Annotated in this window: 14 protein-coding genes; 9 read left to right on the forward strand and 5 right to left on the reverse strand. The window is 35.7% G+C overall.

Annotated features, from left to right (window positions below; genetic code table 11):
• Positions 1-20: 20 nt before the first annotated feature.
• The gene (apbC, locus tag ACGH49_RS02240) at positions 21-1094 is read left to right on the forward strand and encodes an iron-sulfur cluster carrier protein ApbC (protein WP_411588076.1); all 1074 of its coding nucleotides are present in this window, start codon (positions 21-23) and stop codon (positions 1092-1094) included.
• 137 nt (positions 1095-1231) lie between these two features.
• On the opposite strand, the gene ACGH49_RS02245 is transcribed toward apbC, so the two are convergent.
• The gene (locus ACGH49_RS02245; protein WP_065569444.1) at positions 1232-1972 is read right to left on the reverse strand and encodes an acid phosphatase; all 741 of its coding nucleotides are present in this window, start codon (positions 1970-1972) and stop codon (positions 1232-1234) included.
• A gap of 455 nt (positions 1973-2427) precedes the next feature.
• On the opposite strand from ACGH49_RS02245, the gene tpx reads away from it, so the two are divergent.
• The gene (gene tpx, locus ACGH49_RS02250; protein WP_065569445.1) at positions 2428-2940 is read left to right on the forward strand and encodes a thiol peroxidase; all 513 of its coding nucleotides are present in this window, start codon (positions 2428-2430) and stop codon (positions 2938-2940) included.
• A 140-nt stretch (positions 2941-3080) separates the two neighbouring features.
• On the forward strand, positions 3081-4262 hold the full coding sequence (locus ACGH49_RS02255) for a sugar transporter (RefSeq protein WP_065607822.1): 1182 nt from the start codon (positions 3081-3083) through the stop codon (positions 4260-4262).
• A gap of 105 nt (positions 4263-4367) precedes the next feature.
• Here ACGH49_RS02255 and ACGH49_RS02260 read toward each other — a convergent pair whose 3' ends face one another.
• Positions 4368-6293, reverse strand: coding sequence for an ABC transporter ATP-binding protein (locus ACGH49_RS02260; protein ID WP_411588079.1), 1926 nt, complete (start codon positions 6291-6293; stop codon positions 4368-4370).
• Between the two features lie 202 nt (positions 6294-6495).
• Between ACGH49_RS02260 and ACGH49_RS02265 the strand changes: the two genes are divergently transcribed.
• Complete coding sequence (locus ACGH49_RS02265; protein ID WP_065607818.1) at positions 6496-8673, forward strand: phage holin family protein; 2178 nt, start codon at positions 6496-6498, stop codon at positions 8671-8673.
• Between the two features lie 48 nt (positions 8674-8721).
• Here ACGH49_RS02265 and glyA read toward each other — a convergent pair whose 3' ends face one another.
• Positions 8722-9978, reverse strand: a complete 1257-nt coding sequence (gene glyA / locus ACGH49_RS02270; RefSeq protein ID WP_411588081.1) for a serine hydroxymethyltransferase — start codon at positions 9976-9978, stop codon at positions 8722-8724.
• Between the two features lie 219 nt (positions 9979-10197).
• Here glyA and ACGH49_RS02275 point away from each other — a divergent pair, with 219 nt between their 5' ends.
• The 4 genes from ACGH49_RS02275 to ACGH49_RS02290 all read left to right on the forward strand — a co-directional run bounded on the left by ACGH49_RS02275 (position 10198) and on the right by ACGH49_RS02290 (position 15229).
• Positions 10198-11124, forward strand: a complete 927-nt coding sequence (locus tag ACGH49_RS02275; protein ID WP_411588083.1) for a TIGR01212 family radical SAM protein — start codon at positions 10198-10200, stop codon at positions 11122-11124.
• Between the two features lie 538 nt (positions 11125-11662).
• Entirely contained in the window at positions 11663-12787 is a 1125-nt protein-coding gene (locus ACGH49_RS02280; RefSeq protein WP_411588084.1) for a glycosyltransferase family 4 protein, read from the forward strand.
• Positions 12780-13583 (forward strand): lipopolysaccharide core heptose(I) kinase RfaP, encoded by an 804-nt coding sequence (rfaP, locus tag ACGH49_RS02285; protein ID WP_411588086.1) that lies wholly within the window; start codon positions 12780-12782, stop codon positions 13581-13583. The genes ACGH49_RS02280 and rfaP overlap by 8 nt, the downstream gene beginning before the upstream one ends.
• A 17-nt stretch (positions 13584-13600) precedes the next feature.
• Positions 13601-15229 carry a DUF2813 domain-containing protein gene (locus ACGH49_RS02290; RefSeq protein ID WP_411588088.1) on the forward strand — a complete coding sequence of 543 codons (1629 nt, stop codon included), beginning with the start codon at positions 13601-13603 and terminating at the stop codon, positions 15227-15229.
• Positions 15230-15321: 92 nt separating this feature from the next.
• On the opposite strand, the gene ettA is transcribed toward ACGH49_RS02290, so the two are convergent.
• Together ettA and nfsB are read right to left on the reverse strand one after the other, a co-directional pair.
• The gene (gene ettA / locus ACGH49_RS02295; RefSeq protein ID WP_411588089.1) at positions 15322-16989 is read right to left on the reverse strand and encodes an energy-dependent translational throttle protein EttA; all 1668 of its coding nucleotides are present in this window, start codon (positions 16987-16989) and stop codon (positions 15322-15324) included.
• A gap of 452 nt (positions 16990-17441) precedes the next feature.
• The gene (nfsB, locus tag ACGH49_RS02300) at positions 17442-18086 is read right to left on the reverse strand and encodes an oxygen-insensitive NAD(P)H nitroreductase (RefSeq protein WP_411588091.1); all 645 of its coding nucleotides are present in this window, start codon (positions 18084-18086) and stop codon (positions 17442-17444) included.
• A gap of 443 nt (positions 18087-18529) precedes the next feature.
• Between nfsB and leuA the strand changes: the two genes are divergently transcribed.
• A complete protein-coding gene (leuA, locus tag ACGH49_RS02305; protein WP_065561214.1) occupies positions 18530-20077 on the forward strand; it encodes a 2-isopropylmalate synthase in 1548 nt (515 codons plus the stop codon).
• Positions 20078-20108 lie beyond the last annotated feature (31 nt).

The following is a 20108-nucleotide window of genomic DNA, read 5'->3' on the forward strand; positions in this document are numbered from 1 at the left end:
GGCATAAAGAGATAACCACAATGAACACTGAAGTAAAAAAAATTCTTGAAAATTTTACTCATTCAACTCTACAAAAAAATTTACTTGAACTCGATGCAATAAAAAAATGCGAAATAGTTAATCACCACTTAACTATAAATTTAACAATGCCTTTCGCTTGGCAATCTACTTTTGAAGAATTGAAAAAAATAACCACTCCAGAATTGCTTAAACTTAACAGCGTTAATGAAGTTGACTGGCATATTGAATATAAAATTGCTACTTTAAAACGTGCTAATAACCAAAATGCCATTAATAATATAAAAAACATTATCGCGATAAGCTCAGGAAAAGGCGGTGTGGGCAAATCATCAACAGCTGTCAATCTTGCGATAGCTTTACAAAAACAAGGCACTAAAGTGGGGATCTTAGATGCAGATATTTATGGTCCCTCGATCCCAACCATGCTAGGTACAGAAAACCAGCAACCCTTAACACCCGATAATAAACATATGACACCAATCATGGCATATGGGCTTGCTAGTAATTCCATTGGTTATTTAGTTGATCCTAATGGTGCCATGGTATGGCGTGGACCTATGGCAAGTAAAGCACTATTACAGATTTTACAAGATACGCTTTGGCCAGAACTCGACTATCTTGTCATTGATATGCCTCCAGGCACAGGGGATATCCAAATAACCCTAGCGCAAAACATTCCAGTTACTGCTGCTGTGATTATCACAACTCCTCAAGATATTGCTTTAATCGATGCAAAAAAAGGTATTACCATGTTTAATAAAGTAAACATCCCAACACTAGGAATTATTGAAAACATGAGTTACCACATTTGCGAACATTGTGGGCATCATGAGGCCATCTTTGGTGAAGGTGGTGCAAAACATTTAGCTGAGCAATATCAAACCAAATTGCTAGGGCAAATTCCACTTCAAAAAATGTTACGCCAAGATCTTGATACAGGAAAGCCCACTGTTATTAACCACCCTGATAGCGAATTTAGCCAACTTTATTATCAAATAGCAGGAAGTATTGCTAGTGAGTTATATTGGCAAGGTGAAGCGATTTTGCCTGATATCCCTTTTAAAACTATATAAATTTAAAATCGATATATTGGCTACTAAATATAATAGCCAATATATCAAGATGAAATTTAAATAATAATGTGTAAATAATCCAGCATTTTTCAATAAATAATTCAAATAATAATCAATATGACACCAATCAGTATCTACTATTTTAAATGACTAAACTCCTCCTTCGCCTTAATTAATTGTTGAGTAAATTCCGAGTTTGTATGTAGCTGAGCCACAACAGCCGCTGCCATAATCTTTGCAGCATCGACATCACTTTGCCAATGATAACCACAAATTACTCGACTTTCGCCTATTTCATAACCACGCTTAAAAATTTCATTTTGTCTCTCTGGATTGATTTCAGCAAGTACTAGCGAAATAGCAAATCCCATTGTAGTATGACCTGATGGATAAGAGCCATTAGTTGATAATGTTTTTTCATCTTCTGGACGACAAGTTGGCTCATTAAAAAAAGAAAATGGTCTAACTCGATTATAAAAATTTTTAGCAGAACGAGTCGCCAGATCACCGGCATCTTCTTTCATCGTAGTAATGAGTTTATAAATCTCGGGAGTTGTAGTTATAGAAATTTCAGATCCAAAAGAGGAGGAAAACTGTTTGGCTATATTATCCTTACTAGAATCAGCATCTAAATAAGCTTGATGTCCTCGTTCAGAATTACGAAGTGACTTACCCCAATCGTACATCGCTTTATCCCTAAGAAAATCAACACTATTAAAAGAAGGAGGAGGAGGTAATAAAAATAAACTATTAGGCGATTGATTTTCTGTAAGGTAAAAATCTTGTGGATTAGTCGTCACATCTTTAATATTATTGGCATAAACATTTGTAGATATTAAGACACACATAATAATACTGTTTACAAAGATTTTTTGCATATAAGTTTCCTTATTAAAAAGCACTATAATTCTCGGTAACCAACACCAACACCAACAACTTATGATAACTAACCTGCTTATTTAAATAGATTAATTGCCCTATAAGATAAATAAGTAATAAATATTTCTTATTTTAAGCATATCAATGTGGTTATTTAACAACATTCACCAATTAATAGCTTAGTTAATCATAAAAATAATTTCTTTATTAATAAACAAACAAATTTTTTATATGTGATAACTATCACATTTATTTTTATTGAAATTTTTTGACTTATTATTGCTCACTAAATTGAGTAATCAAAAATGTTATTCATTGGATAAATTATCAATTCTAGCATAATATGAATATGACAGCTGAATAATGCTAAATTTATAGTAAATAAAGCTGTAAAACTTTAATAAGTTCACTCTATCGAAACAACGTTATTAGTTACAACACTAAGGAAACTGTTATGCAAAAAAGAGTTAATGAAATCACCATGCGCGGAGCACCTATTACTTTGTTAGGCACACAAATTAAAGTTGGCGACACAGCGCCCAATTTTATCGTGCAAGATTTAAAAATGGAGCCCATTAAATTGTCCGATTTTAAAGGTAAAATCAGAATTATTAATTCGGTTCCATCCATTGATACCTCAGTATGTAGTGCTCAAGTGCATCGCTTTAACGTCGAAGCGGCAAAATTAAAAGACACAGTGATATTTTCAATTAGCGTCGATTTACCTTTTGCCTTAAATCGCTACTGTGCTGCTGAAGGTATTGATGCCGTTAAAGTCACCTCAGATCATAAAGAACTCAACTTTGGTTTAAAATATGGAGTTGTTATTGAAGAGTTGCGATTACTTTCTCGATCTGTATTTGTCATTGATAAAAACGACAAAATTGTTTATGTGGAATATGTCAAAGAAACCTCTTCTGAACCTGATTATGACAAAGTCCTAGCTGCAGTTAAAGCACTAGAATAAATCGCTATAATGAAACATCGCCCTCAAATACTAATATTGGTGGCGATTAAGTTTAAGATTTATTCTTAGCAACTATTTAATAGACAAACATATTCAGTTATAATCAAAAGTAATCTAATATTCCCTCCAAAATCTTAATCATGAATAATAGTATTAACCGATCTCGGGTTTGGTCATCAATTCTTTGTCTTGCATTTGCGGCATTTATTTTTAATACAACGGAATTTGTACCTGTCGGGCTATTACCCAATATTGCTGAAAGCTTTTCAATGGACGTAGCCCATGCTGGATTATTACTCACTATTTATGCGTGGGCTGTTTCGTTATTATCATTGCCACTCACAGTATTAACATCAAAAATGGAACGAAGGAAGCTACTTATCCTTTTATTTTGTCTATTTATAGGTAGTCATATTTTAGCTGGAGTCGCATGGAATTTTTACAGTTTAATGATAGCAAGAATTGGTATTGCTTGTGCACATGCGGTATTTTGGGCAATTACAACACCACTTGCAGTTCGGTTAGCGCCCAATGGTAAAAAAGCTAAAGCAATGGGCTTTATTGTTATTGGCGTATCGATGGCAACCATTCTAGGTATTCCAATTGGCACCATCATAGGACAACTCGTTGGCTGGCGCGTGACTTTTTTATGTATTGCTGGTATCGCTTTTTGCGTGATGATATTACTACTCCGCTTATTGCCTACTGTACCAAGCATGGATATTATCTCTATCAAAGATATTCCAATAGTATTAAAACGCCCAATACTGCTAAACATTTATTTATTAATTGCCATTATTATTGCGGGTCACTTTACTGCCTATACCTATATTACGCCATTCATGAAGAATATTGGTGGATTTAACCAAAATGTTATCGTCCTTTTATTATTAGTTGTAGGTTTTTCTGGAATGATTGGTAGCGTTATTTTTGCAAAATATGCTGAAAAGAATCCAACCGCAATTTTCATCATCCCTATGCTATTACTGATTACTTGCTTATTATCGCTTTATGTATGTTCATTCACGCTTTATACTGCAATCATTCAATGTTTAATTTGGGGGCTTTCCATTACAATTATTGGAATGGTTATGCAAAGCAAAGTAATTGATGCCGCACCCGATGCCACAGATATAGCCACTTCAGTCTATTCTGGTATTTTCAATATTGGAATAGGAGGCGGTGCTTTTATAGGCAGTAAGGTATTAATTTTACTTTCAATTGATTACATTGGTTATGTTGGTGCGTGTTTTGTCCTCATCGCACTATTATTATTCTACTTTTTATCTAGAAAATTATGGAATAATAAAACGGTTATTTAAAAAAGGGTTATGTAAAAAATATTATATAAAAACCTTAGGGTAAGGAAACAGCATTATTTATTTTATAACACAAATAAATAATGCTGAAAAATACTAACATTTACCTTATGATTTACTTAAAGACTCTAACTGTTCCCATCTTTCAAAAACAGCTTCTAATTCAGCCTCTTTATCTGCCAAAGATTGTAAAATTGGACTAGTAATTTCATGAGTTTGATTAAAAAAGTCACTTTGACCAATTTGTGCTTGTAAATCAGTAATCTCTAATTCTAATTGTTCTATTTTGCTTGGTAATTGTGCCAATTCTCGTTGTTCATTATAACTCAGTTTAACTTTCTTTTTAGCGGTTCGCTCACTACTTTGATTATTAGTAGCACCTAATTCTTTTTTAGGTTGCTCAAGTTTATTAACTGTCGTTACTTTAACTGGTTGTGCCTGCTGCTGTTGTTGCAGAGCATCGGCATAACCACCAGCATAAACACCAATATGGCCTTTTTCTTCAAAAAACCAACATTGAGTGACCACATTATCAACAAATTGCCGATCATGACTAACCAACAAGACAGTTCCTTGATAATCATTCACTAACTCTTCTAGCAATTCTAATGTTTCAATATCAAGATCATTGGTCGGTTCATCAAGTATTAATAAATTGCTAGGTTTTAAAAATAGTTTAGCCAGCAATAAACGATTACGCTCCCCTCCAGACAGTGCTCGTACAGGAGTTCTGGCACGTTTAGGCGGAAATAAAAAGTCCTGTAAATAACCAAGTACATGGCGTGATCGGCCATTAACCATGACCTCTTGCTTACCTTCGGCTAAATTATCCATCACCGTTTTTTCAGGATCGAGTTCGAGACGATATTGGTCAAAATAAGCAACTTCAAGCTTTGTGCCACAATGCACACTACCTAATGTTGGTCTCAAATTACCCAACATCAGTTTTAATAAAGTTGTTTTACCAATACCATTAGGACCAATCAGAGCGATCTTATCACCACGTAATACTTGTACAGAAAAATCATTAACTAGTAACTTATCCTCAATCTGATATGTCACATTTTCAAGCTCAAAAACAATTTTTCCTGAACGTAATGCTTCCTCGATTTGCATTTTAGCACTACCCATAACTTGGCGTCGCTTGCTATATTCTTGGCGCATTGCTTTTAATGCTCGCACTCGCCCTTCATTACGAGTACGACGAGCTTTAATACCTTGTCGGATCCAGACTTCTTCTTGAGCTAATTTTTTATCAAATTCAGCATTTTGTAACTCTTCAACACGCAATGCTTCTTCTTTACCAAGCAAATAGTTATCATAATTTCCACTCCAAGACGCAATTTTACCTCGATCCAAATCAATAATACGCGTTGCCATTTGACGAATAAACGAACGATCATGGGAAATGAACACAATACTGCCATTAAAACTTTTCAAAAAATCTTCCAACCATTTAATGGTTTGAATATCCAAATGATTGGTTGGTTCATCAAGCAATAAAACTGTTGGCTGACAAACCAACGCTTTGGCTAATGCGGCTTTACGCAACCACCCACCCGATAACGAAGACAACAACGCATCACCATCAAGCGATAATGAAGAAATAACATTACGAATACGACTATCTAATTGCCAACCATTTTGATGATCTAACTGTTCTTGCATTTTAGCTAATTTATCTAAGTTACTTTCGCAAGGATCGAGCTCAACGCGATATGCTAAATCATAGTAATCTCGTAATAACTGTGCTTGTTCGTGTAATCCTTCAGCCACAAAATCAAACACACTACCTTGCACATCACGGGGAGGATCTTGTTGCAATCGTGAAACAATCACATTATTTTCATAAATAATTTGCCCTTCGTCTAATGGCACCTCTTTATTTAAAACTTTAAGTAAAGTCGATTTTCCAGCACCGTTACGGCCAACAAGACAAACACGCTCGTTTGACTCAATAGACATATCGATATGATCAAGCAAGGGCGCATCACTAAATGAAAGATAAGCATTGGTAAGATTAATTAATGACATAGTTATTGGTGGTTTTTATTTAGATATTAAGTAATAAGACATTATTCTATCATAAAGTTACCAAAGGCAACTAAAGCAAATACAAAAGATAAACCAATAGATCTTACAAATACTAGAAATCACTGTTCTGTTCTATCAAAAAAGATAAATACTGATATATTAATTAGTAAAAATATTATTAAATTTCTGTGTGGAGATTATTATGAGCCATATGTGGACATTTCAACGTGTTGGTGGGCTTGATCAAGTCGTATTTAAAAGTGCCAGTGATATTATCAATTTACCTGATTTAGATCCTAAATTATGGGTGGCTTTAAGTTGCCCAACAACAGGGTTGGATTTTGATGAACGAACCTTATCTCTACTCGATTCAGATAATGACGGACGTATTCGCATACCTGATATTTTAGATGCCATTAGCTGGACTTGCGATAAAATCAATTCATTTGATAGTATCTTAAGTACAAGTGAAACATTACCATTATCACAAATTAACGCATCGACCCCGCAAGGAAAAAAATTATCGGTCACCGCACAAAGCATTTTAGCTAGCTTAAATAAAAAAAATGTGGATTATTTAACACAAGATGATATACAACAATCAATAAAAATCAATGCTGACAAACTTTATAATGGTGACTTGATCTTTCCTCCATCAAGCGAATTGTCACCAAACATGCAAATGTTTATTACAACAGCAATCAAAACTACTGGTGCACAAAAAGATATGAGTGGGCAAGATGGCATTGATTTAAACATAGCAACCACCTTTGTTGAAAATCTACAAACTTGGTTACAATGGCAAACAAAAATAAGTAATACGCAAACCCCATTTGGTGAAAATACCGCAGAAATTTGGAAAATAATTCAGCTATTAAAACCCAAAATTGATGATTATTTTTTACGTGCTGAATTAGCACAATACGCCCCTCAAGCGCAAACGGCACTTAATGTCGACGAAAAATATATTGTACCAACACAAAACGGATTACTATCTGAAGAAGAATTAGCCGAATTGCCGCTATCCAAAATCGACACAACTGATACTCTAGATCTAGTCAATGGGCTAAATCCACTTTGGAAAGCTAAAATCAGCCGATTTAAGGCATTAATAGAATCATCATTATCCAACCCAGACCAACTAACACAACAAGAATGGCAAAATATACAACAAAGCTTGCAAGCATATACCACACTTATTAGCACTAAGCCCGAAATGGCACAATTAACCGTTGAAATTGAGCCTTCGGCCAATATAGATGATATTCCTATTAGCATCATTACCAACCTAGCTAACAATGATTTACTGACCGAATTTGAGAAAATGGTTGAACAAGATAATCAAACACCAATATCTGCCTCAGATATTCTAGTGCTAGAAAAATTAGTCCTATTTCATAAACATCTTTACCGTTTACTAGTTAACTTTGCCTCTTTTGCAGACTTCTTCCAGCCTGAAACACGAGCAGCATTTCAACTTGGTAAACTCTACATTGATGGCCGCTGTGCAACACTTTGCGTTGCGGTCGATAATATTGCCAAACACACAACCATGGCAAATTATTCTGAACTCTGTTTACTTTATTGTGAATGCACTAGACATGGAGAAAAACAGCTAATTGCAGCAGCAATGACAGCAGGACAAGGTGATTTATTAATTGAAGGTCGCAATGGTGTGTTTATTGACAATAAAGGTAACGATTGGGATGCCAATGTTGTTAAAATAATCACTAAGCCAATCAGCATCCAACAAGCAATTTGGGCTCCTTATCAACGTATGGGACGTGTGATTACCGAACAAATTAACAAATGGGCAAGCAGCAAAGATGCCGATGTTGAAAAATCAAGTGAACAAGCACTACAAAATCCAGCTAATAAATTTGATATTGGTAAAAGTGTAGGGATTTTTGCTGCAATTGGTTTAGCCATTGGCGCAATCGGCACAGCATTAGCCACAATATTCCAAGCCATTTTTGCACTAGCTTGGTGGCAAGTACCTTTAGTTTTTATTGGGTTATTTCTAATTATTTCAGGACCTTCTGTTATTTTAGCATGGTTAAAATTACGTCGAAGAACGCTTGGGCCATTACTAGAAGCATCTGGTTGGGCAATTAATGGGCAAGTCAAAATTAATTTAATGCTAGGAAGCTTGCTCACTAGCAAAGCCCAGCTCCCTACCAATGCAAAACGTAATTTGCACGATCCAATGAAACAACGTCACAACAAATTAGTTATTATTTTTTGGTTAGCAATTTTACTTAGTATTGGAGTTACAGGAGGCTGGTTATGGCATGAAGGTTACCTTGACCGCTATATCGAACAGCACAAACAAGCACAAACCCAAAACAAAACTGACACAAATGCCAATATTGGTAAATAAAAGCAAAAAACCATTTCGCCGACAACCGTCGGCGAAATGAAACAACCATTAATGCTGATAAACCGGCAAACGACGGCAAATTGCAAGCACCTTTTCTTTCACAGCTTGGATGTTTTGCTCGTCATCGATATTATCTAAAACATCACAAATCCAATTAGCTAAATCTCGCGACTCGGCTTCTCTAAAGCCTCGGCGAGTAATAGCCGGCGTACCGATACGCACACCAGATGTTACAAATGGGCTTTGTGGATCTTTTGGTACACTATTTTTATTAACGGTAATATTAGCACTACCTAAAGCCGCATCAGCTTCTTTACCTGTAATATTTTTATCGACTAAATCAATTAAAAACAGATGGTTTTGTGTTTCGCCAGAAACTACTTTATAGCCACGTTGCAAAATCACCTCGACCATAGCTTTAGCGTTTTTCACCACTTGTTGTTGATAGATTTTATACTCAGGCTCCATCGCCTCTTTTAACGCAACTGCTTTAGCGGCAATTACATGCATTAAAGGACCACCTTGCGCTCCTGGAAAGACAGCCGAATTTAACTTTTTATATAATTTTTCACTACCACCTTTAGCCAAAATCAAACCGCCACGAGGACCACCTAAAGTTTTATGAGTTGTAGTAGTAACAACGTGAGCATAAGGAACTGGATTTGGATAAACACCTGCCGCAACTAGCCCTGCCACATGCGCCATATCCACAAACAAATAAGCGCCCACACTATCTGCGATTTCACGCATACGTTGCCAATCCACCACCCCAGAATAAGCCGAAAATCCACCAATAATCATTTTAGGTTTAGATTCTTGGGCTGTTTTAACTAACTTGTCATAATCAATACGCCCTGAATCATCAACACCATAATCCACAACATGATAAAGTTTACCCGAAAAGCTAACGGGCGAACCGTGCGTCAAATGCCCACCTTCAGACAGGTTCATACCTAAAACCGTATCGCCTGTATTTAAAAGTGCCATATAAACGGCAAAATTAGCTTGTGAACCTGAATGCGGTTGCACATTAGCATAATCAGCACCAAATAAAGCTTTAGCCCGTTCAATTGCTAATTTTTCAACAATATCAACATACTCACAACCCCCATAATAACGTCTTCCGGGATAACCTTCGGCATATTTATTGGTTAATTGCGAACCTTGCGCTTGCATTACTCGTGGGCTGGTGTAGTTTTCTGATGCGATCAGTTCAAGGTGATCTTCTTGGCGCTGTTCTTCACCTTTAATAGCATTCCACAATTCCGCATCATAATCGGCAATAGTCATATCTTTACTAAACATGTTAACTCCTAGTTATTAATCGCAACAAACCTTAAACGTTGTCGTACACTACAGTATAAAAAAACAACACTAATTATCCTTACTTAATCAGTGCTTAATTTCAATCTTTTTTTTTGAGTTATAAAAAATATTTATATATTGTTGAAATGTAGTATTATGACTGAGGTATGGCATACAAGGCATATTGCTAAAATAATTAAAAATTTTATTTGGTTTATAATGCAACTTCATTTAGTCGTTAATACATTCGGTTCCGATTTACAACGTCGTTATGGCGAAAAGATCTATAAACTTACTTTACATGGTGGCTTTAGCTGTCCCAATCGAGATGGCACTATTGGTCAAGGTGGTTGTACTTTTTGTAATGTTGCCTCAATCATTGATGAATCTATTCAGGTTAAATCAATTTCTGAGCAATTAACTTCGCAAGCCCAACAAATGAAAAAATCTAAACGATACCTTGCTTATTTTCAGGCTTATACCAGCACCTACGCCGAGGTTGAAATTCTAAAAAATATGTATGAAGAAGCCCTGAATAGTACAGATATTGTTGGGCTTTGTGTTGGTACTCGCCCTGATTGTGTTCCTGATGAAGCGCTTGATTTGCTTGCGCATTATCAATCCAATGGCTATGAAGTTTGGTTAGAACTTGGTTTACAAACTGCTCATAACAAAACCTTACACGATATTAATCGAGGGCATACTTTTGATGATTATTATCAAACCGTACAAAAGGCACGCAAGCTTGGCATTAAGGTCTGTACTCACTTAATTATTGGTTTACCGAAAGAAACCAAACAAGATAACTTTATAACCCTTGAGCGTGTGCTCGACTGTGGTGTCGATGGTTTAAAATTACACCCTTTACATATTGTTGAAGGTAGTATTATGGCAAAAGCGTGGCGGGCTGGACGGCTTCCAGTATTAACATTAGATAAATATGTCGATATTGCTGGCGATATCATTCGCCAAACTCCAGCAAATATTTTGTATCATCGCATATCAGCTAATGCCAGAAAACCAACTTTACTCGCCCCTGATTGGTGTGAAAACCATTGGCAATCGATGAATGCCGTTGATCACAATTTACGCCAGTTTGGTGCTCAAGGTAGTGCTATTGGTGATAGTTACTTTTTTAAATCATAAGTGGATTTAATGATTATGAAAAAGGACATCCTTTCATTTATCCACTTCGCGTTTTATTAATAATTATTAATTTATTTTCAACCGATAAATATGATGGATGATTTTTACAGGTGATCCAGACAACCTTTGTACGTTACCATTAGGTGGAAGAAATAGTGAAGACGTTTTCCTTATCCTTACCATGCCCTTAATTTTGTGTTTATTTTTTATCAAAAATAGAAAAATAAGATATATCTATTTGTCCCTTGCTATTCGCTATTGTTTTTGGTAATTCTTTTTACGTTTTCAATGGTGCTAACAATTTCATTTAAAATTATTATAGTTTGAGAGATTATCAATAGCGTAACGCACCCACACTAATAATAAAACAAAATTATAATGGTATAGACTCTTGAATTATTTTTACAAATGACAGTATGCTTATTCAACTGTCACTATGACCAAAATTTTCCAGCAAATTTGGTTCTATAAAAATCAAACTTTGCACCCAAATAAATACTAAGTATATAATACTCCTTTAAAACTTGAGGCAATCTGCATGCAACTGGCGTTTTGTATTTATAAATATTTTCCTTTTGGTGGTTTGCAACGTGATTTTTTGCAAATTGCTAAGGCTTGCCAAGCTCAAGGTCACCATGTACGAATTTATGTGATGTCATGGCAAGGCGATAAACCAACAGGCTTTGATGTGGTTTTGGTGCCTAAAAAAGGCTGGTCTAATCATAGCCGTAATCAATCTTATTACCGTTTGGTGAAAGCTCATTTACGAGCAAATCCTGTTGATTGTGTGGTTGGCTTTAATAAAATGCCTGATTTGGATGTTTATTTTGCGGGTGATACTTGTTATGCCGAAAAGGTTTCACACAAGGGCTTTTTGTATAAATGGTCAAAACGCTGTAAGCACTATTTGGCTTTTGAAGATGCGGTATTTAATCAACAAAGTCAAACCAAAGTTATGGTACTAACAAAACAGCAAATTAATGACTTTGAACGCTATTACCACACTGTTCCATCACGCTTTTACCTATTGCCACCCGGTATTGCGCAAGATCGTCAATATCATTCCCAATCAACGGCTAAAGGTAAGCAATTTAGGCAAGCCAACAAAATTGATGAGCACAATTTTGTTATTGTGCAAATTGGATCAGATTTTAAGCGTAAGGGAGTGGATCGTTCTTTAACCGCCATTGCCGCACTACCTTGCGATTTGAAGCAAAAAGTGACTTTTTTAGTGGTGGGGCAAGATAATCCCGAAGCTTATCAAAAACTAGCTAAGCAACTCGGCATTGAGCATCAAGTACGTTTTTTTGCCGGCCGTAATGATATCCCTGACTTTTTATTCGCGGCAGATTTGCTATTGCACCCTGCAAGACAAGAAGCAGCCGGTATGGTACTTATTGAAGGGTTAGCCGCTGGGGTGCCAGTGATTGTGTCAAGCATTTCGGGCTATGCTTATCATATTGATGATGCCAATGCTGGTGTTGTGCTTGATGAGCCTTTTGTACAATCGGCGCTAAATGAGGCCTTGCAAAATGCTATAACAAATCACGATCAGTTATTAACATGGCATCAAAACGCAATACATTATGGTAAAACCACTGATTTATACCATTTAGCACAGCGTGCCACAGAGATTATTTTAGGTTGTGATAATCATGAATGAAATTAAGTTAAAATCGCCTTTTGAGCAGTTATGGGCTGATAAAGATCCCTTTGCAGAAGTTGAGTTAATATCGGGCAAAGTCTATCGCGCAGTAAAACAACGTAAGACGTTGAATTTTGAGCTTGGTGGGGAATCATATTTTATTAAAATTCATCGAGGCACCACAGTGAAAGAGATTGTTAAAAATCTTATTTCGTTACGTTTGCCTGTTTTGGATGCTAAGCAAGAGTGGGATACGATTGAGCGTTTGGAGCAAGTTGGCGTTAATACGATGGATGGGCGAGCATTTGGTCGTAAGGGACTAAATCCGTTAACTCGTCATTCGTTTATTGTGACAAGAGATCTTAACCCGACTGTGAGTTTAGAAGATTTTACTAAGCCATGGTTAACTAACCCACCTAGCTATCATATAAAGCTTTCTTTAGTTATTTATTTGGCAAAAATGGTGGCTCGAATGCATGCCGCTGGGGTTAATCATCGTGATTGTTATTTGTGTCACTTTTTGCTTGATATTCCGCTTTTTGAAAATCATCTGCAAATAAAATTATCGGTAATTGATTTACACCGTGCTCAAATCCGTAAAACCGTTCCTGTTCGTTGGCGTGATAAAGATTTAATTGGGCTTTATTTTTCCTCCATGAATATTGGACTAACCGATCGTGATATTTGGCGTTTTTTGAAAGTGTATTTTAATCAACCTTTAAAAACAATTTTGCGCAATGAATCTAAGTTAATAGCGAGCACGCATCGAAAAGTTGAACGAATTCGTAAAAGGACAGAAAAATATCATCTTTAAATAAATAAGGAGATTTTATGTTTATTGAGCAAATTGATATTTCCGGATTTAAAGGTATTAGTCAACTATCTTTAAAATTAAATGCAAGTTCTAGCGTACTAATGGGTGAAAATCGTTGGGGGCGGTCAAGTTTAATCAGCGCTTTGCAATTGTTATCACTGGATAACACGTTTTATCAATTTGTCGATTCCGATTTTTATCATGATCAATACCAATGTTATGGCGATAATATTATTATTAAAATCACTTATTGCCAATCGCACTTACATGAATTAAATAATCAAGATTATCAACCATTACGCTCGGTTTCGTATCAACCACACCAAGATAATCTGCATCGTATCACTTATCAAATTTCTGCTAATAAACATGATAACCAAATTATAACACAACATAAATTGCTCAATGCACAAGGCAATCCCTTTAATATAGAAAACGAAAAATTATTAATTGCAACATTAATCAAACTAAATCCAGTAATGACACTTAAAAACGCAATTAGTCCAGAGCAATTAACTGTTACTAACGAACCATTATCCGAGCACTACATTAGCCAACTTTTAAACCAACTAAAAGCCCATTCAGCCGAATTAACCCAAGATGAATTAGCTCGAGGCCTACAAGCCGCACGCTCATTATTAGAGTATTATTTTGTCGATCAAGCACACCGCAATCATTACAAACAAAAAAATGCCAAAAGTACACCAAGATCAGAAGATTGGAATATTTTGGAACAAATTAATGATGTATTGGATAATCTTGATAATGATTATTTACGAACTGTATTTTTAGGAATTTTCGGCTCTATTATTGATGCTAAAGGAAATTATTCACTTTCACAAAGTTCAATGCCTATTTTAATTTTAGAAGAGCCTGAAAGTTTGTTACATCCAATCATTTTATCCGTTGCATTTCGCTTACTAAAAAACTTCCCTACACAAAAAATTATCACGTCTAACTCAAGTGATCTGGTATCATTATTTTCATTAGAAAACCTTTATCGTTTAATTCGTCTTCCAGATAAAATTATTGCCAAATACATTGAACCTTATTCATTAAGCGTTAGTGATAGTCGCCGTATTGCGTTTCATATTCTTTATCGCCGATCAAATGCCTTATTTGCACGATGTTGGTTGTTGGTCGAGGGCGAAACCGAAGTGTGGTTGTTACGTGAACTAGCTGAACAAAGTGGTTATCATCTGAGTTCAGAGGGAGTTCAGCTTATTGAGTTTGCTCAGTGTGGTTTAAAACCGCTTATAAAATATGCCAATAAAATGGGAATTCATTGGTATGTAATTACTGATGGGGATATGGCGGGTAAAAAATATGCCGATACGGTAAAATCGTTATGTGGTGAAGATAAAAATCCTGATGATTACTTAACAGTTTTGCCTGCGCGAGACATTGAAAACTTTTTATTTAAACATGGTTTTAGTCATGTCTATAAACTTGCCGCTTATAATACAACACAGCATATTGATCTGTCTGTACATCAAATTATTCAAAAAGCAATTCATAAAAGTTCAAAACCTGATCTTGCGATTGCCATTTGTGATGATGCAAAATCACGTGGTATAAACGCTATACCGCGTTTGCTAATGGATACTTTTTCGAGAATTATTAGTTCATCTAAAGGGTTAGTTTAGATAATTACATTTTGAAAAATATTTAAAATAGCTATCAAGAAGATAAAACTATTCCGCCAATATAAATCGGCGGAATAAAATAAAAATTAATTCTATTTGGAGATTCGTTTATATTTAGCACGTTTAGGCTCTAATGCTTCAGCACCCAATGTGCGCTTTTTCCATTCTTCGTATTCGGTAAAGTTACCTTCAAAGAATTCAACATGACCTTCGTCTTGATAATCCAAAATATGGGTCGCAATACGATCTAAGAACCAACGGTCATGGGAAATCACTAAAGCACACCCCGGAAACTCTAATAATGCATTTTCAAGCGCGCGTAGCGTTTCAACATCTAAATCATTGGTTGGTTCATCAAGTAGTAATACATTACCACCCACTTGCAATAATTTAGCTAAATGTACACGACCACGTTCACCACCTGAAAGTTCACCTACACGCTTTTGCTGATCAACACCTTTAAAGTTAAAACGACCAACATAAGCACGACTTGGTATTTCAAAATTGCCAATACGCATAATATCTTGACCGTTTGAAATTTCGTCCCAAACTGTTTTTTTGTCGTCCATACTGTCACGGAACTGATCAACTGATGCAAGTTGCACTGTTTCACCTAAAGTAATCGTACCTGTATCAGGTTGTTCTTTGCCTGATAGCATTCTAAATAGTGTTGATTTCCCTGCTCCATTTGGACCAATAATGCCAACAATTGCCCCTTTAGGAATACTAAAAGATAAGTTATCAATCAACACACGGTCGCCATACGATTTAGTTAGGTTGCTTACTTCAATCACTTTATCGCCTAAACGTTGTCCAGCTGGAATAAAGAGCTCGTTAGTTTCGTTACGTTTTTGATAATCGTTACTGTTTAGCTCTTCAAAGCGAGCTAAACGGGCTTTGCTTTTTGCTTGACGACCTTTCGGATTTTGTCGTACCCACTCAATTTCTTTTTCAATCGATTTCCGACGTGCCGATTCGGTTGATGCTTCTTGCGCTAAACGCTGATCTTTTTGTTCAAGCCAAGATGAGTAATTGCCTTCCCATGGAATACCCTCACCACGGTCAAGCTCTAAAATCCAACCTGCAACGTTGTCTAGAAAGTAGCGATCGTGAGTTACTGCAACAACCGTACCTTCGTAGTCATGTAAGAATCGTTCTAACCATGCTACCGATTCGGCATCTAAGTGGTTGGTCGGTTCATCCATTAATAACATATCAGGCTTTTCAAGTAATAATTGACAAATTGCTACTCGACGGCGTTCACCACCTGATAAATTTTCAATTTTCGCATCCCAATCAGGTAAACGTAGTGCGTCAGCGGCTCGTTCTAATTGATTATCTAAATTATGCGCATCTTGTGCTTGAATAATGGCTTCAAGCTCTGCTTGTTCTTTGGCTAATTTGTCAAAATCGGCATCAGGATCAGCATAAGCGGCATATACTTCATCTAATCGAGCCAATGCTTGTTTAGCCTCACTAACCGCTTGCTCAATGGCTTCACGCACAGTTTGTTTAGGATCTAATTTCGGTTCTTGGGGTAAATAACCAATTTTAATATCAGGTTGTGGGCGTGCTTCGCCTTCAATTTCGGTATCAACACCCGCCATAATTCGTAGTAAAGTGGATTTACCCGCTCCATTTAAACCGAGTACACCAATTTTTGCACCCGGAAAAAAACTTAAAGAAATATCTTTTAAAATATAGCGTTTAGGGGGAACAATCTTCCCTACGCGATTCATGGTATAAACATATTGCGCCATAAAACATCATCCGTTTATTGGGTTAAAATAGCAAAAGGCATTTGCTATATGATTAATTGCGTATATTGTAGCGATTCTGAGGATTGGGTCTAGGGTTATTTGTAATAATGTGAGTAAATTGGTTAAATGGTGTTAACGGTAGATTTATATAAAACCGTTCAAATTCACCCCATATGCATATATAATCAACAATACCTTAAATTAAATTTATTATGCATATCTTGGTTATTTAGATATTTTCAATTTTATAAAATTGAAAAATTCAACAAAGGCTGTTTATTCTATACTCAAAAATATGGTGGTTATTTCTTCTTTAATGAAGAATTTACCCTAGAACAACAAGTACTAAAAGATAAACTCAAGCAATTTCAAAATTATTCTCAAAAATGATATAAAGCCATTTGAAGGTATCCCACCTTTTACTAGGTGGGATAATTGAAAACGTTATTTTTTTATAAAAACGTAAAAAGTTGCTCTTTAGGTAAGCGTGATTTTGGTCGATGCGCATTGCCGTCATTTTCAGCTCGATAGCCTAATGTGGCAACAACGATACTTTTAAGACCCTTGCTTTTCAGATCTAAAATTTCATCCATTTTTGCCGCATCATATCCTTCAATCGCTGTTGAATCAATACCAATTGCCGCTGCTGCAAAAAGCAGTTGCCCCAATGCAAGATAAGCTTGTTTACTTTCCCAACATTGTTGCGATTCAATGGTTGCACTATTGAGCTTTACAAAGTGCCTACGACCTTGATCTTGTGCTTGTTTAAGATCGGTTGAAGGATATCTGCCGTCTTTATCTTCTTGATTAAGTAGATTGACTAAATGGGCTTCGTCTAATGGTGTTTTAATGCAAAAGACAATCGTATGCGAAGCGCCAGTCACCCTTGGTTGATTAAATTCAAGTATAGCTGGTAAAATTTTATTCTTTGCCTCGTCGTTATCAATAACATAAAAATGCCATGGTTGTGAGTTAACTGATGATGGGCTGTTTCTTAAAACAGTTAATAATTGTTCAATCTTATCGACAGGAATTTTTTTTGTTGGATCATAATGTTTGGTAGTGTAGCGTTTTTGAGAAATATCAACTATGTTCATTATTGTGCCCTCGTGAGTTATTCTTTTTACCATTATAATTCGGTTTTATTATGTCTCAACTTATTATTTTAATAGATTTGTCAAATAGTAAAGCAATATTTATTAGTATTATATATTTGTCACTTTTTTAATAAAAATAAATATATTAAGATTGGCAGAAAATAATCATTGACACCACAAATATCATTTGGTAAAAATATCATCAGTTTTAGTTTTCATTAATTACAATCCAAATAGAGATTTTTTATGTTTGTTAACTATTTATCGCTTGACCTCAGCCTCCTCCTCGCATCAACTTGCGCGGATAGCTTGTGTGTGAAGTAAAAAGAAGTAGTTAAATAACCAACTCAACAAATTAACAAGAACCCGCGCTAAAGTGCGGGTTTTTTGTTTTTTTAACTTGAAATACCGAGATAGCGCTAAAATATATAAAAGGAAAAACAATGAGCGATCAAGTCATTATTTTTGATACAACGTTACGCGATGGTGAACAAGCATTACAAGCAAGTTTGAGCGTTAAAGAAAAGTTACAAATAGCGCTTGCTTTGGAGCGAATGCGGGTCGATGTGATGGAAGTTGGCTTTCCTGTTTCATCTCCTGGTGATTTTGAATCAGTCCAAACGATTGCTAAGACCATTAAAGATAGCTGTGTTTGTGCATTGTCTCGTTGTGTTGATAAAGATATTGATGTTGCTGCCGAGGCATTAAAAGTTGCAGATCAATTTCGAATTCATACTTTTATGGCAACATCAACCTTACATGTTAAAGATAAATTAAAAATGACATTTGATGATGTCATTGAAAGAGCTGTGCACTGTATTAAACGTGCACGTAATTATACTAATGATGTGGAGTTTTCTTGTGAAGATGCAGGCCGTACCCCAATTGATAACTTATGTCGTATCGTTGAAGCAGCAATTAAAGCAGGGGCAAGAACGATCAATATTCCGGATACTGTCGGTTATACTGTCCCTTATCAATTTGGTGGCATTATTCATACCCTATTTGAACGTGTCCCGAACATTGATCAAGCGATTATCTCTGTTCATTGTCATGATGACTTGGGTATGTCGGTGGCTAACTCGATTAGTGCGGTTCAAGAAGGTGCTCGGCAAATTGAAGGGGCGATGAATGGTTTAGGCGAACGTGCGGGTAATACCGCACTTGAAGAAGTTATTATGGCGATTAAAGTTCGTCAAAATATCTTAAACGTTCACACAAATATTAATCACCAAGAGATTTATCGTACTAGCCAAATTGTTAGCCAAATTACTAACATGCCAATTCCGGGTAATAAAGCAATTATTGGTAGTAACGCTTTTGCCCACTCCTCAGGAATTCATCAAGATGGGGTTTTAAAAAATCGTGAAACTTACGAAATTATGACCCCTGAATCAATCGGATTAAATCAAATCCAATTAAATTTAACCTCTCGCTCAGGACGAGCCGCCGTTAAACATCGTTTAGAAGAACTTGGTTATCACGATAAAGATTATAACTTAGATCAAGTCTATGAGGCATTTTTAGAATTAGCTGATAAAAAAGGCCAAGTATTTGATTATGATTTAGAGGCATTAATATTTATCAATCAATTAAAAGATGAAAAAGAACATTATGTTTTGGATTATTTTAATGTTCAATCAGGTTCGACGGTTGTTTCAACCGCTTCGGTTAGCTTGTTAATTGGTGATAAAAAGTATTCTGATGCTGCAACAGGTAACGGTCCTGTTGATGCTGTTTATCAAGCTATCAACCGTATTACTGGCGAGCCTATTTCGATTGTAAAATATCAGTTAGCTTCTAAAGGACAAGGTGAAAATGCTTTAGGACAAGTTGATATTGTTGCCGAATATAAAGGTCGTAAGTTCCATGGTGTTGGGCTTGCAACCGATATCGTTCACTCATCGGCTTTGGCTTTAATTAATGTATTGAATAATGTGTATAGAGCAAATCAAGTTGCACAAGAAAAACAAAAATTACATCATGACTAAAAGATAATTTGTTTTGCCGTTTAACAGCAAA

Origin of the sequence: Gilliamella sp. BG7 (genome assembly GCF_046635565.1) — a bacterium.
GTDB classification, from domain to species: Bacteria; Pseudomonadota; Gammaproteobacteria; order Enterobacterales; family Orbaceae; genus Gilliamella; species Gilliamella apicola_P.

Excerpts from the sequence above, each read along its gene's own strand:
- nfsB (WP_411588091.1), bottom strand. The coding sequence starts at position 18,086 with ATGAACATAGTTGATATTTCTCAAAAACGCTACACTACCAAACATTAT.
- ACGH49_RS02255 (WP_065607822.1), top strand. The coding sequence starts at position 3,081 with ATGAATAATAGTATTAACCGATCTCGGGTTTGGTCATCAATTCTTTGT.
- ACGH49_RS02245 (WP_065569444.1), bottom strand. The coding sequence starts at position 1,972 with ATGCAAAAAATCTTTGTAAACAGTATTATTATGTGTGTCTTAATATCT.
- leuA (WP_065561214.1), top strand. The coding sequence starts at position 18,530 with ATGAGCGATCAAGTCATTATTTTTGATACAACGTTACGCGATGGTGAA.
- tpx (WP_065569445.1), top strand. The coding sequence starts at position 2,428 with ATGCAAAAAAGAGTTAATGAAATCACCATGCGCGGAGCACCTATTACT.
- ACGH49_RS02260 (WP_411588079.1), bottom strand. The coding sequence starts at position 6,293 with ATGTCATTAATTAATCTTACCAATGCTTATCTTTCATTTAGTGATGCG.
- glyA (WP_411588081.1), bottom strand. The coding sequence starts at position 9,978 with ATGTTTAGTAAAGATATGACTATTGCCGATTATGATGCGGAATTGTGG.
- ACGH49_RS02275 (WP_411588083.1), top strand. The coding sequence starts at position 10,198 with ATGCAACTTCATTTAGTCGTTAATACATTCGGTTCCGATTTACAACGT.
- rfaP (WP_411588086.1), top strand. The coding sequence starts at position 12,780 with ATGAATGAAATTAAGTTAAAATCGCCTTTTGAGCAGTTATGGGCTGAT.
- ettA (WP_411588089.1), bottom strand. The coding sequence starts at position 16,989 with ATGGCGCAATATGTTTATACCATGAATCGCGTAGGGAAGATTGTTCCC.
- ACGH49_RS02290 (WP_411588088.1), top strand. The coding sequence starts at position 13,601 with ATGTTTATTGAGCAAATTGATATTTCCGGATTTAAAGGTATTAGTCAA.
- ACGH49_RS02265 (WP_065607818.1), top strand. The coding sequence starts at position 6,496 with ATGAGCCATATGTGGACATTTCAACGTGTTGGTGGGCTTGATCAAGTC.
- ACGH49_RS02280 (WP_411588084.1), top strand. The coding sequence starts at position 11,663 with ATGCAACTGGCGTTTTGTATTTATAAATATTTTCCTTTTGGTGGTTTG.
- apbC (WP_411588076.1), top strand. The coding sequence starts at position 21 with ATGAACACTGAAGTAAAAAAAATTCTTGAAAATTTTACTCATTCAACT.